At 74.0% G+C, this 14,285-nt stretch carries 12 protein-coding genes and 1 pseudogene; 5 read left to right on the top strand and 8 right to left on the bottom strand.

The genetic code is table 11. The features are described from left to right. Positions 1–68: 68 nt before the first annotated feature. Entirely contained in the window at positions 69–779 is a 711-nt protein-coding gene (locus AB0P24_RS41020) for a CBS domain-containing protein (protein WP_365803330.1), read from the bottom strand. A 231-nt stretch (positions 780–1,010) separates the two neighbouring features. On the opposite strand from AB0P24_RS41020, the gene AB0P24_RS41015 reads away from it, so the two are divergent. The 4 genes from AB0P24_RS41015 to AB0P24_RS41000 all read left to right on the top strand — a co-directional run bounded on the left by AB0P24_RS41015 (position 1,011) and on the right by AB0P24_RS41000 (position 5,732). Next, complete coding sequence (locus AB0P24_RS41015) at positions 1,011–1,883, top strand: universal stress protein (protein ID WP_365803328.1); 873 nt, start codon at positions 1,011–1,013, stop codon at positions 1,881–1,883. Positions 1,884–1,944: 61 nt separating this feature from the next. After that, on the top strand, positions 1,945–4,332 hold the full coding sequence (locus tag AB0P24_RS41010; RefSeq protein ID WP_365803326.1) for a glycosyl hydrolase family 65 protein: 2,388 nt from the start codon (positions 1,945–1,947) through the stop codon (positions 4,330–4,332). 87 nt (positions 4,333–4,419) lie between these two features. Beyond that, positions 4,420–4,935, top strand: a complete 516-nt coding sequence (locus AB0P24_RS41005) for a DUF2231 domain-containing protein (protein WP_365803324.1) — start codon at positions 4,420–4,422, stop codon at positions 4,933–4,935. Positions 4,936–5,105: 170 nt separating this feature from the next. Beyond that, on the top strand, positions 5,106–5,732 hold the full coding sequence (locus tag AB0P24_RS41000; protein ID WP_365803335.1) for a hypothetical protein: 627 nt from the start codon (positions 5,106–5,108) through the stop codon (positions 5,730–5,732). An 86-nt stretch (positions 5,733–5,818) separates the two neighbouring features. Here AB0P24_RS41000 and AB0P24_RS40995 read toward each other — a convergent pair whose 3' ends face one another. The 7 genes and pseudogenes from AB0P24_RS40995 to AB0P24_RS40965 form a co-directional block, all read right to left on the bottom strand. Continuing rightward, positions 5,819–5,995: a ferredoxin gene (locus AB0P24_RS40995; protein ID WP_365803322.1), complete on the bottom strand. Its 177-nt coding sequence runs from the start codon at positions 5,993–5,995 to the stop codon at positions 5,819–5,821. Positions 5,996–6,287: 292 nt separating this feature from the next. After that, positions 6,288–6,623 carry a hypothetical protein gene (locus AB0P24_RS40990; protein WP_365803320.1) on the bottom strand — a complete coding sequence of 112 codons (336 nt, stop codon included), beginning with the start codon at positions 6,621–6,623 and terminating at the stop codon, positions 6,288–6,290. A gap of 172 nt (positions 6,624–6,795) precedes the next feature. After that, positions 6,796–7,062: pseudogene (locus AB0P24_RS40985) on the bottom strand (2-oxoacid:acceptor oxidoreductase family protein); the annotation flags it as partial. Positions 7,063–7,206: 144 nt separating this feature from the next. Beyond that, positions 7,207–8,097, bottom strand: a complete 891-nt coding sequence (locus AB0P24_RS40980; protein WP_365803318.1) for a universal stress protein — start codon at positions 8,095–8,097, stop codon at positions 7,207–7,209. A gap of 191 nt (positions 8,098–8,288) precedes the next feature. Beyond that, positions 8,289–8,903 (bottom strand): universal stress protein, encoded by a 615-nt coding sequence (locus AB0P24_RS40975; protein ID WP_365803316.1) that lies wholly within the window; start codon positions 8,901–8,903, stop codon positions 8,289–8,291. Positions 8,904–9,249: 346 nt separating this feature from the next. Next, positions 9,250–11,559 (bottom strand): heavy metal translocating P-type ATPase, encoded by a 2,310-nt coding sequence (locus AB0P24_RS40970; protein WP_365803314.1) that lies wholly within the window; start codon positions 11,557–11,559, stop codon positions 9,250–9,252. Positions 11,560–12,143: 584 nt separating this feature from the next. Next, on the bottom strand, positions 12,144–13,133 hold the full coding sequence (locus AB0P24_RS40965; protein ID WP_365803312.1) for a nitroreductase family protein: 990 nt from the start codon (positions 13,131–13,133) through the stop codon (positions 12,144–12,146). Between the two features lie 296 nt (positions 13,134–13,429). On the opposite strand from AB0P24_RS40965, the gene AB0P24_RS40960 reads away from it, so the two are divergent. After that, positions 13,430–14,161 carry a CBS domain-containing protein gene (locus AB0P24_RS40960; protein WP_365803310.1) on the top strand — a complete coding sequence of 244 codons (732 nt, stop codon included), beginning with the start codon at positions 13,430–13,432 and terminating at the stop codon, positions 14,159–14,161. Positions 14,162–14,285: the final 124 nt, after the last annotated feature.

Raw genomic sequence — 14,285 nt, 5'->3', positions numbered from 1 at the left:
GACACGCGCTCCGCGCCCGGCGCCACCCCCACCGGGGTGGCGCCGGGCGCGGAGCGCGTGTCCGCCCGTCAGAGCCTGCGGAGCCAGTCGTCGGCCACGCCGTGCAGCTTCTGCTCGGTCGGCCGCAGGTGTTTGTCGTCGATCCGGTAGGAGAGGTGGTCGACGACATCGACGACCCCGTCCAGCCGGCGCGTCATGCCGACCGCGACCGGGATCTCGCTGCGCCGCTCCAGCTGACCGCTGAGGGTGACCACGCCGTCCCGCGCCGTGACCTCTATGGCCTGCGGGGCCAGCCAGAGAGTGTTGCCGAGGACCTCCTCCCGGACCTCCCGGACGATCTCCTTGTCGGAACGCAGGAAGACGCGGAGCAGGTCGCCACGGGTGACGATGCCGACCAGCCGGTCCTGTACGTCCACCACGGGCAGGCGCTCCACACGGCGTGCGGCCATCAGCCGGGCCGCCTCGGTGACCGTGGCATCGGAGCGGACGGTGACGGCCGGCGAAGACATGACACCGCTCGCCGTGGTCGCGTTGCTCTTGACGGCCGCCCGCCGGGCGCGCCCCCCGAGGTGCGCGTGATCGTGCCCGGGGTCGCGGGTCTGGTGCAGCATGAGGTCGGTCCCGGAGACCACGCCGATCACCTTGCCGTCCTCGTCGACCACCGGGAGGCCGCTGACGCGGTGCTCCTCAAGGAGCCGCACCAGCTCCTTGAACGGCGTGCCGTACCCGGCCGTGACGACGTCGGTCACCATCACGGCGCCGACCTTCGTGGGCTTCATGTCCGAGCCTCCTCCAGGGCCATGGCCCGTGCCAGGACGGGCCGTAGCGAGAGCCCTCCACTCCGGCGGGCCCGGGCCTCAGCCTCGGGCGCGCGGCTCCACGCCGACAGGGGCTGATCGGGTACGCGAACGGGCCGAGTGGCCCCTCCAACCCGTTGCCGGAAGGTGGCACGGTGACAGTGGAGCCCCCTGCTGCACGACGTGGCAGTCCGACGAAAGGCGGTGGGGACCATGACCCTCCCCCTGGTCGTAGGCGTCGACGGATCGGACGCAAGCCTGCTCGCGGTCGACTGGGCGGTGGAGGAGGCGGCCCGCCACGACGTCCCGCTGCGGCTGGTGTACGCCTCCCGGTGGGAGCGGTACGAGGCCGGAGTGCCGCTCGACGGCACGCAGCGGCCCTCGGAACGTGTGCTGGCCGAACACATCGTCGCCTCCGCGGCCGAGCGCGCCGCACAGCGCGGCCCGGATGTGAAGGTCACCACCGACATCCTCGCCGACGACCCGGTGCGCGCCCTCCTGCGCGCGGGCGACGACGCGTATGCCCTGGTCACCGGTGAACGCGGCCGGGGTGAGCTGGCCGGGCTGCTCCTCGGCTCGGTCGGCCTGGCGGTGGCGGCCAAGGCACACTGCCCGGTGATCGTGGTCCGCGGCGACAGGATCGGCCTGGCCGGCGGCCACGAGCGGATCCTGCTGGGCGCGGGGGAGCCCGCCACCGCGGGGGAGGCCGTACGGTTCGCCTTCCGTGAGGCCGAGGTCCGCGCGAGCACCCTGGACGTCGTCCGGACCTGGCGCTGCCCCGCCCACGAGATCGCCGACCGTGCATCGCTCGCGGAGGTCGCCCGCCGACAGGAGGAAAAGGCGTCGGCGCTGCTCGACACGCTGCTCGGCGAAGCCATGGTCGACCATCCGAAGGTCAGGGTCCGCAGCGTGACCGCCGAGGGACCGGCCCACCGGATTCTCGTGCACCGTACGGCCGCCGCCGACCTGGTCGTCGTGGGAGCCAGGCGCCGGCAGGGACACATCGGCCTTCAGCTGGGCCGGGTGGCCCACACCCTGCTCCACCACGCGGCGTGCCCGGTGGCGATCGTGCCGCAGTCGGTGTGATCGTCGCGGCGCGGATCGCCGTACCGCATCCGGGACAGCAGTGCGAGGGCCGGGAGCCGAAGTGAGCGGCTGGACATGGGAGTACGAGGGTTACCTGCCCGCCGACGAACGGCTGCGGGAGGCGCTGTGCACGGTGGGCAACGGCTACTTCGCCACTCGCGGCGCCCTGCCCGAGTGCGCCGTCGACGACGTGCACTATCCCGGCACCTACGTGGCCGGCTGCTACAACCGGCTCACCTCGGACGTCGCGGGACACCGGGTCGAGAACGAGGACATGGTCAACCTCCCGAACTGGCTGCCGCTCCGGTTCCGGCTGCCGGGCGGTGACTGGCTCACCCCGGACACCGCCACGGTGCTCGACCACCGGCAGGTCCTGCACCTCGCCACCGGCCTCCTGGAGCGCCGGACCCGCTTCGCCCTCGGCGACGGCGGCGTGCTCTACGTCCGTCAGCAGCGCGTCGTCCACATGTCCGACCCGCATCTGGCCGCCCTGCGCACCGAGTTCACCGCCCAGGGCTACGCCGGGGACCTGGAGGTCGAGGCCGCGCTCGACGGAAGCGTCACCAATGCCGGGGTGGCGCGCTACCGCGACCTCGACGGGCACCATCTGACCGACGTGCACAGCGGAGTGGCCGCCACCCCGGACACCGTGTGGTTGCACTGCCGTACCAGTACCTCGGACATCCGGATCGGCCTGGCGGCCCGGCTGGTGACCGACGCGCCGATCACCGAGGCGGCCTCGGCACCGCTGCGCGCCGTACAGCACCTCCTGCTCCGGCTCACCCCCGGACGGACCCTCGTCGTCGACAAGATCGCGGCCGTCCACACCTCACGCGACCCCGCGATCGGCGATCCCCTGCGGGCCGCCCTCGACCGGGTCGCCGGCGCTCCCGGTTTCGGCTCTCTCCTCGAATCGCACCGCAGGGCGTGGGAACACCTCTGGCGGCAGGCCGAGCTGGACGTCCCCGGCCGGGCCGGACGGATCCTGCGGCTGCACCTCTTCCACGTACTGCAGACCCTGTCCCCGCACACGGCGGACCTGGACGTGGGCGTACCGGCCCGCGGACTGCACGGCGAGGCGTACCGCGGCCACGTCTTCTGGGACGAGCTGTTCGTCCTGCCCTTCCTCAACCTGCATTTCCCGGAGGTCTCGCGTGCGCTGCTCCGCTACCGGTACCGGCGACTGGGCCAGGCCCGCGCGGCCGCCGGCGCGATGGGCCGGCGCGGTGCGCTGTACCCCTGGCAGAGCGGCAGCGACGGCCGTGAGGAGTCCCAGGAACTGCACCTGAACCCCCGCTCGGGGCGCTGGCTCCCGGACCACTCACGGCTCCAGTGGCACGTCGGCTCGGCGGTCGCCTACAACGTGTGGCAGTACTGCGAGGCGACCGGCGACACCGGCTTCCGGGACACCGAGGGCGCCGAGACGCTCCTGGAGATCGCCCGCTTCTGGGCCGACTCGGCCACCTGGGACGACCGGCTCGGCCGCCATCGCATCCGAGGTGTGGTCGGGCCCGACGAATACCACGACGCCTACCCGGACGCACCACAACCCGGCCTCGACGACAACGCCTACACCAACATCACCGCCGCCTGGGTGCTCACCCGCGCCCTGGAACTGCTGCGGACGCTGCCCGAGCCACGTCGCCGTGAACTCGCCGGCCGCACCGGCCTGGACGACGGCGAACTCGAACACTGGGAGGAGGTGTCCCACACCCTGCACGTCCCCTTCCACGACGGCGTCATCAGCCAGTTCGAGGGCTACGGCGACCTCGCCGAACTCGACTGGGGCGGCTACCGCGAGCGCTACGACGACATCCGCCGCCTCGACCGGATCCTGGAGGCGGAAGGCGACAGCGTCAACCGCTACAAGGCGTCCAAGCAGGCCGATGTCCTGATGCTCGGCTATCTGTTCTCACCAGCCGAACTCCGGTCACTCTTCGAGCGGCTGGGGCACCCGCTGGACGACGGGACCTGGGCGCGCACGGTCGACTACTACCTGCGCCGCACCAGCCACGGCTCCACCCTCAGCGGCCTGGTCCACGGCTGGGTCCTGGCCCGCGCCCGGCGCGCGAACGCGTGGACCTTCGTCCAGGAGGCCCTGCGCGGCGACATCGCCGACCTCCAGGGCGGCACCACCGGAGAGGGCATCCACCTCGGTGCGATGGCGGGCACCCTCGACCTCGTCCAGCGGGGACTGACCGGACTGGAGACCCGCGAAGGAGCGCTCTGGCTCGATCCCGTGCCGCTGCCGGAACTCTCCTCCTACGCCGTGTCCCTTCGCTACCAGGGGCACTGGGGCGTACGGCTGCGCCTGCGGCGAGGACGGCTGGAGATGCTGGTGCCCGCCTCGGACCGGTCGTCGATCTGCATCCGCCTCCCGGGACGCGCGATCCGCGTGGAGCCCGGGGACACCTGCCGACTGGTGCTTCCGGACGGGGCTGAGGAGTGAGAACCGTCTCAGAGGTGACTGAGAGGTTCCTGTGCAAAGCTGAGGCGCCCGTGTACCCACGTGATCATCTCATCCGAGGATCTGTTCATGACCCTGATAAACGGCTTGCCCGCCCATATCCTGCTCGTGCACCTCGTCGTAGTGCTCGTTCCGCTGGCCGCGCTGGCGCTCGTGGTCGCGGCGATCTCTCCCCGAGTCGCCCGGCGCATGGGCGTGGTGCTGCCGGTCCTGGCCCTGGTCTCGCTGGTCTGCGTGCCGCTCACGACCCAGGCCGGTGAATGGCTGGAGCGACACGTCACGGAGGACGCCCTGGTGGAACGGCACGCCGAGCTCGGGGACGGTCTGCTCCCCTGGGCCGCGGGCCTGTTCGTCCTGGCGGCCCTGGTCTGGTGGGGTGCCCGCGCCACCGCCGAGCCCCGGACGGACGCCAAGGGCACGGGCGTCTGGTCCGCCATGCCGATGCGCGTGGCGGCGGTGGTCCTCTCGCTCGCGGTGGCGGCGGGCGCCGTGGTGGACGTCTACCGCATCGGCGACTCGGGTGCGAAGGCGGCATGGCACGACGGCTTCTCCAAGACCGCCTCACAGGGTAACTCGGACGACTGAGGTTCCCTGCCCTAGCTGACGGGTACTCAACGTCCCTCGCGAAGAGGGACGTTCGGCCCCGTGCGACGGGCGGTGCGGCCCCCTGCGGGGCGGCCACGACAGGGGGACATTGAAGGTGCAACGAGAGTCGTCAGATTCCCACGCACCACCCCCTGGAAGGGATGACCATCATGGCAGTCCACCACGACCACCCCCGCCGGCACCTCGGGTTCCACCTCCCGTCCCTGCGCGGGACCGGGACGGCGCCCGCGACCGGTGAGGTGGCGACCGCGACGGCGACGGCGACCAGCGCATACGTGCTCGCCGGGCTCCGCATGCTGACCGGGTTCGTCTTCCTGTGGGCGTTCCTGGACAAGACGTTCGGCTTCGGCTACGCCACGCCGTCCGGCAAGGGCTGGATCGACGGCGGCTCGCCCACCAAGGGCTTCCTGAGCGGTGTCGCCGCGGGCCCGATGGAGTCGACATTCCACGACTGGGCCGGACAGGGCTGGGCGGACTGGCTGTTCATGCTCGGTCTGCTCGGCATCGGCCTCGCGCTGATCGCGGGCATAGGCCTACGCATCACCGCGGCCGCCGGCACGCTGATGATGGCGTTCATGTGGATCGCCGAGTGGCCGCCGGCCAAGCACCTCTCGGACGGCTCGGCGAGCATGTCCCCCAACCCGTTCGCCGACTACCACCTCGTCTACGCCGTCGTCCTCATCGCCCTCGCGGCCATGGGCGCCGGCACGGTCTGGGGCCTGGGCAAGGTCTGGGCCCGGCTGCCCTTCGTCAGCCGCAACCGCTGGCTGCTCTGACCTCCGGAAACACACAGCGACACGGCAGGCCCCGCGACGGGGCCTGCCGTGTTGTGCCGGTGGCCGAACGCGGCCTCTGCCTCACCTCACTCCTCGGGCACCACGTCGATTGCCCCGCACGCGCACTCGGCCGCGCACAGCCCGCACCCCTTGCCGTAGTCCAGGTCGATCGAGAACCCCTTGCCCGAGCCCAGCTTGGTGATCGCGTTGTCGGGACAGACGCCGTAGCAGTTGTCGCACTCGAAGCAGTTGCCGCACGACATGCAGCGCCGCGCATCCCCATCGCCCGGTGCACCTTGGCCTCCAGGTCCCGCAGGCCCGTGACGGTGGCGGTGGCCACATACGGGATCTCGTGCGCCATCGCGATCAGCGGAAGGTTCTTGCCCTGCCCGAAGGGCGCGCCGGGTGCCTCGCCGCAGCCCTGGCGGGCGCGGTGTCCGCAGGTGAGCGCGTTGGAGCGGTCCGGGTCGGCCTGGTCGGACTGCACATCGGGGCCCAGCAGCCGGTTCCCGGCGGCGAAGCTGCCGACCTGGTAGAACTTCACGTCGGTGCCGCTCATCGGTTGCTCCCCACATCGCGCAGGATGTTCTCCGCCGACGGACCGGACCTCCGGTTCCGGGCCATCCGCGCCAGCTCCCGTTCCATCAGCTCGGTGTCGAGGTCCAGAAAGGTCAGCTGTTCCAGCCGGCCGGCGATCGCGTCCGCGAACAGCCGGTGCAGCGAGGCCTTGGTGATCGCCCGCCCGCCGAGCCAGGCCACCACGGTGTGGCCGTCCAGCTGGATCCCGGACAGCGCGGTGCGTACGTTCGCCGACACGATCCCGCCGATGCCGACCGCCAACGCGCGCTCCAGCAGCACCACTTGACGGGAGCCGCCGAGCGCGGCGTGCACCGCCTCCAGCGGGAACGGCCGGAAGGACGGAAGGAGGTGATCGCCAGGGCGCCGGTCCGCACCCCGCGCTCGCGCATCTCGTCGACGACGTCGTACACCGTGCCGAGGCCCCGGGCACCGGGCGGCCGACATGGCGCAGCGCGAGCGCGGTGGCGGGAACGGTGACGACGGGCCCGGTGAGCGTGTCCAGGCCCAGGCCGTCCGCGCCGCGCGGCGAGTTCACCAGGACCGGGCCTGCCGGCCGCAGGCCCTCGAAGACGTTCACCTGGTGCAGCGGCGTCGCGTCCTGGATCACCAGCGCGTCGGGGCGGGTGACCTGCTCCCGGACGCGGATCGGACGGTCGTCGATCCGGCAGAACGCCATCACCGGCGCGCCCGTCCGCTCCGAGCCGAAGCTGGGGAACGCCTGCGCGTACCGGCCCTCCACGAACGCGGCCACCGACAGCAACTCAGCGGCCGTGACGGCCCCTTGACCGCCACGGCCGTGAATACGGACCTGGCACGCGGCACCCTCCTGAGGCGCGGATCGGGCCGTGGCGCCGGATCGGACCCGTGCCGTACGGCGCCCCGGCCCTGGGGGAACTCACTCGTGCGGCACGATCGCGACCGGGCAGCGGACGTGGTGCATGACGGCGTGTGCGACCGGCCCGGTGTGCGGCCCCAGCCGGGCCGGACGGATCCGGCGGCCGACGGCCAGCAGACCGGCGTCCTGCGCGGCGCACAGCAGCCGCTGCGCCGGATGCCCTTCCTCCGCCTGTTCGACGATCTCCACGGCGGGGAACTTCTCCCGCCACGGGGCGAGCGCCGAGCTCAGGGCCTGCCGGGCCGCGTCCTCCGCCGCCCGGTGCGCCCCGGCCTCCGCGGTGGCCCGCACCAGTGGCAGCCGCCAGGCGTACACCACCCGCAGGGGCGCGCCGCGCAGGGCCGCGTTCTCGAAAGCGAACGCGAGCACCTGCTCGGCGGGCCGCACCGCGTCGACTCCGACGACCACGGGCCGGTACGGGGTGTCCGCCGACGGGCGCCCCTCGGCGTCCAGGACGTGTTCGTCCTCGACGGTCTGATCGGCGCGGACGAGCACTACGGGCCGTTCCGTCCGGGTCACCGTCTGCAGCGCCACCGAACCGGCCAGGAACCCGCCGAACCCGCTGAACGCCCGGCTGCCGAGCACCAGCATCTCCCCGGCGTCACCCGCGGCGACGAGCGACTCGGCGGCGGGCCGGGGGATCTGCTCCGCGCTGAGGTACAGCTTCGGATACCGCTCGTTGATCTGGGCCATGGCGTCGCGCAGGATCCGCCGGGCCCAGTGGCGCGGAACCGAGAGCTCCGGCAGTTCCGACTCACCGGCGGCCGGTACCTCGGCCGCGTACACCACGCGCAGCGGCAAGCCGCGCCGCAAGGCCTCGCGCGCCGCCCAGTCGGCGGCGGTGAGGCTCTCCCGCGATCCGTCCAGTCCTACGACTACAGGGCGAAGCACGATCCTCACCTCTCTCGGATCCGCGCCCGCGTCCGGGTGGTGCAGGCTCCGTACCACCAGCGTCTCCGTGCGCCGCCGGCCTGGGCAGGGGCTCTCCGGCCCCGTGAGCGGGCCGAAGGTCCCTCAGGGCCGGCGGGCGCACCAGGTGGGCTTCCTCGATGCGGTACGGCTCGCCCCGCCGGTCACCGAGTTCATCGGACGACCGCCGACACGGGCGCCGGCGTCCCTTCCCGCGAGGCCCGCGAGGCCGGCGAGGCCCGCGTCGGCTCAGCCGGCGGGCACGGGCCGCCGTGCGCGTGCCGCGCCCCGGGTCCGTGTCGCCCGGCGTCCCGCGCGGCCCCTGGCGACGCGGCCGGGTGCGGCGCGGCGGGCACCATGACGACGGGAACCGTGGCACCGCGCACACAGGCGCGGCCGACCGGACCGAGTTCGGGCAGCTCCCGCTGGACGTGCGTCCTGCGCCCCAGTACGAGAAGCAGGGCTCCGGCCGCCTGTGCCGGCAGCACCCGTGCGGGCGGCCCCTCCACCAGGACGGCCCGTGCCGACCGGCCGTTTCGCGGGCCGAGGACCTCTCGTACCGTCGCGGCGAGCACCCTGGCGGCCTCCGCACGCTGCTCCGCGGGGGTGGGCCGGACCGGCGTGGGAGCGTACGGGGCGAACCGGGTGCCGGCCGGTTCCCAGGCGCGTACGGCGAGTACGTTCGCGTGCGTCGAACGGGCATGTTCGGCCGCCCACCGCAACGCGGCCAGGGACGCTTCGGAGCCGTCGACGCCCACCACGATGCTGTTGCCTGTCTCTTCCACCATGGCGGCCTCCCTCGACATGCCGTACGACCACAGTGCCCGCGACCCGCCGCGCGACGCGTGGGCCGAGGGGTTCCCGGCCCGTGCCGAACGGTCCCTTGCCAGGGGGTGGTTCACCCGTGCGTCCGCCAGAGGGGGACGGGACCGCGCACGACCGGGAAGGCCGCGACGAGTGCGGCGATCACGACGGCCCGCCCGGGCGCGGCACCTCGTCGCGGACGCCGCGCCGCGCCCCGGGCGTCCGGGCGGGTGCCGGCTTCTGCCGTGGCGGGACCTCCGGGGCGCACCGCCGGGAGGTCCGGCCGGGAGGTCCCGCCGTCGCCTCACGCCCTCGCCTCACGCCCTCGCCTCACGGCGCCAGCGAGAAATAGTTCTCCTCTTCCTGGGTGAAGTGCAGCCGCAGCACGGTGTGCAGCCCGTACAGGCAGGCCCGCAGGTCGTCGAGTTGCTCCGGGGCCAGCGGGCCCGCCGTACCGGCGAGCGTGAGGTGGGTGGCGATGCGGCGGGAGAGTCGTTCGATCTCGACATGGGCGCGGCTCATCGTGGCGGTGGCCTCCGGGCCGCCGAGGGCGGGGGCGAGCGCCGGGTAGAGCTCGTGCTCCTCCGCGTGCTCGTGCGGCAGCAGCCGCTCGGTGAGCAGCCGGTGGACCTCCGCCACCGCCGCGAGGGAGTCAGGTCCGGCGTCGGAGGAGAGACGGTCGGCGGCGGAACGCACGGCCTCCAGCACGTCCCGCAGGTCGTCGTGCTCGGCCGCGAAGCGGTGGATGAGCGCCTCCGTGGCGGGCCGCAGAGCCGGTCGCGCCGCCCGGTCGTCGCCCAGCGCCCGCAGGGCGTTGAGGATCACCACGACGTCGATCCCTTCCTGGAGGAGGGCGCCGAGGGCGGGCGGAAGCAGACCGACGGCGGCCGCGGCCATCGCGGCCAGCGAGAGCGCCATCCCGCCGAGCGCGCTCTGCACGGCGATGCGCCGGGACCGTACGGCGACGGCGACCGCGTCGGCCAGGCGGTCCACCCGGTCGGTGGTCAGCACGACGTCGGCGGCCTCCGAGGACGCCGTGGCGCCGCGCGCCCCCATCGCCACCCCGATGTCGGCCGCCGCGAGGGCGGGGGCGTCGTTCACGCCGTCGCCCACCATCACCGTGACCGCGCGGGCACGTTCCGCGCGGACCGCGGCGACCTTGTCGGCCGGGGCGAGCCCGGCCCGCACCTCGTCGAGGCCGAGCACGGCGCCGACTTCCAGGGCGGGCTCGGCCCGGTCGCCGGTGAGCATCACGAGCCGTTCGACGCCCGCCGCGCGCAGTCGGCGCAGGGTGCGCGGCGCGTCGGGGCGCAGCGGGTCGTGCAGCAGGACGGCACCGACGGGCCGGTCGTCGACGCTCAGCCAGGCGACGGCCGCCCCGTCGAGCAGGGCCCGGTTGTCCACCGCGCGGACCCACTCCGGCTTCTCGGCGGCGGAGCCGAGACGGCCCACCGCCATCCGTCGGCCCGCGAGCGTGCCGGTCGCGCCCCGGCCGGGCTCCTCCGACACGTCCGACGGCGCGGACAGCCGCAGGCCCCGCTCCCGCGCCGAGTCCACCACCGCCTGTGCCAGCACGTGCGGTGAGTACTGGTCGATCGAGGCGGCCAGCCGCAGCACCTGGCTGGACTGCCAGCCCGGCGCGGCGATCACGTCGAGAACCCGGGGATGTCCCTCGGTGAGCGTGCCGGTCTTGTCCAGGAGCAGGGTCCGGGCCCGGCCCAGGGCCTCCAGCGATCCGCCGTCCCGGACCAGCACACCGAGCCGCGAGGTCCGCGACATTCCGCAGACGATGGCCACCGGAGCCGCCAGCAGCAGCGGGCACGGCGTGGCGACCACCAGGACGGCCACCGCGCGCACGGCGGAACCGGACACCAGCCAGGCCAGCCCCGCGGCCACCAGGGACAGCGGCAGGAACCAGGCCGCGTACCGGTCGGCCAGCCGGACGACGGGCGCGGACTCGGCACCGGCCTGCCGGGCCAGCCGTACGATGCCGGCGTACGTGCTGTCCTGCTCGGTCGCCGTGGCGCGCATCTCGAACGCACCGCCGGCGTTCACGACACCGCTGCGCACCGACTCGCCGGCCGGGCGCCGCACGGTCATCGGCTCCCCGGTGAGCACCGATTCGTCCAGCACCGCCGTGTCACCGGCGATATGGCCGTCGACGGGGACGACCTCGCCCGGGCCGACCACGAGCAGGTCGCCGGGCACGACGTCGGCCGACGGCACGGTGCGCACCTCGGTGCCGGTGCGCCGCCGTGCGGTCCGGGGCGCGTGTTCCAGCAGGGCACGCAGGTCCCGGGAGGCGCGCCGCTGCGCTACCGACTCCAGGGTGCGGCCGGTGGCGAGCATGAGTGCGATCAGCGCCCCGGCCAGGTACTCGCCGACGACCAGGGTGCCGCCCAGCGCCACCACCGCGATCAGGTCCACACCCGCCTGTCCCCGGCGCAGGGCCTGCACGACCCAGGCGACGGCGGGGACGACGGCGGCGACCGTGCCGAGGGCCCAGCAGAGGTCGGCGAGGCCGCGGGCGTCCATCAGCCAGGCGATGGCGCCGGCGGCGAGTGCGACGGTCGTGACCGCCAGGAGAGCCGGTTCGGCTCCCGGGATCCGGAACGGCCTGTTGCGTGGTGCGTGGTTCATGGGCGGGCCTCGCTGGGGTGACCACACGCCTTCAGCCGTGTGGGACGACGGTGACCGGACGCGCGGCACGGGCCGGGGGCGGTTCGGTACGAGGGGGCGGCGGCCGCCGCTTTCGGTTCCGGCGAGCGGACGGGCCGCGATCCGTGGCAGCCGCCGGACTCGGCGAACGCGGAACCGGTCATGACGCACACCTCCCGGGTCGGAGCGACGGCCGGGACAGGCGCGCCGCGTAGTGGTCTGCGTTCCCAGCCTCCGTGCCCGCACAGCCTTCGCGGGAGGGCCGGTCGGTGCGCTGCCGGGACCGTACGGCCCTGTGCGCGCGGGGCCGGTCAGACGGCCGCCGGCACCCGGACCGTGCGGGGGGTGACCGCCCGGCCGCACGCCGTCGTCGGTCCCGGCGCAGCGGACCGGATCCGCGGACAACGGGAAGCGGACAAGCGGACAAGCGGACGCGGACAAGCGGACAAGGGGAAGGGCGGGCCGCGACGGCCTGCGCGGGGGACCGGCACACGGCCGCGCCTTTCGCGGGGCACTCACCGTTCGAGGCCGCCAGGCCGGCGGCGCGCGGCACGGTGGTCCGGGTCTCAGCCCCCGGGGACGCGGTCCTCCAGGGTCCGACCCGCCCTGCGCCGTGGTGACGCGGTTCCCTCGGGGCCGTAGCCCAGCCGGATCAGCATCTGGGCGTGCACCCGTCCGTCGTCCGGGACCCGGATGAGCTGGGCGCGCAGGTCGGGCCACTCCAGCGCCTGGTGCAGCAGCGAGGCGCGGACGCCGTGCGCGGTGGCCAGCAGCAGGACACGTTCCAGGGCCTGGCCCGCCCGCAGCCAGTCGGCGCGCCGGTCGTGCGCGGTGGAGAGCACGGCGAGGACCGGACGCGCCTCGAAGGAGCGGGCGGGCAGCACCGCGGCACGGCGGTGCGCGCCGAAGTCCCGCATCGGGACGCGGTCCCGGTAGTCCTGCGGCCCGATCGCCCCGGGCGGCACCCCGAGGCCCGAACCGTCCGGCTCGTGCACCCAGCGCCGGCTTTCCGCCGCCCGTGCGCAGTCCACCCGGTTGCGTTGCTCGGCCTCCGAGGTCAGACGGAGCAGACGGTCGCATTCGGCGGGCTCCGAAAGGCTCAGCAGGGCGCCTTCCGCGTGTGCGGTCTCGGCCAGTTCGGCGAACAGCGCGGCGGGCAACGGCCGGCCGGAGAACGGCCAGCGGCTGCTGTGGCGGCGCCACACGGCGTCGTAGAGCCGTGGCTCGACCGGGAACCGTACCGGCCCGCCGATGCGCAAGGTGGCCAGCAGATCCGGCTCGTCGGGCCGGGGGAGCAGCCGGGTGACCGGCTCCCACCCGTGGTGCGCCACCGCGACCCGCAGGTTGAGCAGCGCGCAGCCGACGGACATGTGCAGCGCGCGCCCGGCCGGATCGGCGCGGCGCAGGGTGCGGCCTACGGCCGCACGGATCTCCAGCGTGTCCGGGTCCGGGGTGAGCCGGAACCGCCAGGGCTGCGTGTTGTGGACCGAGGGCGCGGCCACGGCCGCCGAGAGCAGCCGCTCCAAGGTCGTGAGATCGAGGGCCGTGGTCGGCATGAGGCCTCCTCTGCGTCCGGCGCCGGGTCGGCGGCGGGCCGTCGGGCGACCTGTCCAGCGTGGGCTTCCGGGGGCGGGGCGGGGAGGGGCCGAAGGGCCCCGGAGCCGTGCCGTACGGGGGATGGCGCAGCGGTGTGCGAACCGGCCCGGCCGCTCCGTACTCGGGCCACCCGCTCCGTACTCAGGGCCGACCGGCCCGAGTTACCGCCGTACAGCCCATAGGAGGGTGGCCCGTTTCCGCGGGACGCTCGAAGTGCGATGAATTCAGGAGGAGTCGAGTCGGAGGAGGCGCGATCATGAAGCACCGGAAGGTCGGCTCCGTGATGACCACGGAGGTCGTCCGTGCCGAGCGCGGCACCCCGTTCAAGGAGGTGGCCCGCCTGCTCGGCGAGCGCCGCATCAGCGGAGTGCCCGTCGTCGACGCGGCCGACAGGGTCGTCGGGGTCGTGTCCGAAACGGATCTGATGTTCCGTCAGGCCGAGACTCCGGACCCCTGGCTGCCCGCGAGGCGCCACCGGCTCGCGGGCCTGACGCCCGGAGGGCGCCGGCGGGCCGCCAAGGCCCGGGCCCTTGCCGCGAACCGGCTGATGAGCACGCCGCCGGTCACGGTCCACGCCGAGGAGACCGTCGTGGCGGCGGCCCGGATCATGGCGGAGCATCATGTGCAGCGGCTGCCGGTCGTCGACGAGGAGGACCGGCTCGTGGGCATCGTCACCCGCGGGGACCTGCTGAAGGTCTTCCTGCGTCCGGACACGGAGATCCGCGAGGAGGTCGTCGAGGAGGTGCTGGTGCGCGGGCTGTGGGTGCCCAGGGGCAGTGTCCACGTCTCCGTGACCGAGGGCGTGGTGACGCTCTCCGGGCAGCTGGAACGCAGGAGCGACGCGGAGATCGCCGTCTCCATGACCGGCCGGGTCGACGGTGTCGTCGCGGTCGTCGACAAGCTCGGCTACCGGCTGGACGACTCCCGGGTGCAGCCCGACGAGCAGGCTTTCCACGGCGTGACCGATGGCTGGCTGCGCCGGCTGTGACGGCCGCACGGCATCGGCTCCGCGGTACGACCCCGTCATGACCGCTACGGCCACGGGGCCGCGACACGCGGACCGGACGCGGGGCCGGACGGCCCGTGCGGCGTGGGAACCGGGCCGGGGATGC

It is taken from the genome of Streptomyces sp. NPDC086519 (assembly GCF_040686075.1).
In the GTDB taxonomy this organism is placed as follows: Bacteria; Actinomycetota; Actinomycetes; order Streptomycetales; family Streptomycetaceae; genus Streptomyces; species Streptomyces shenzhenensis.
This window is presented reverse-complemented; position numbering and strand designations above follow the sequence as displayed.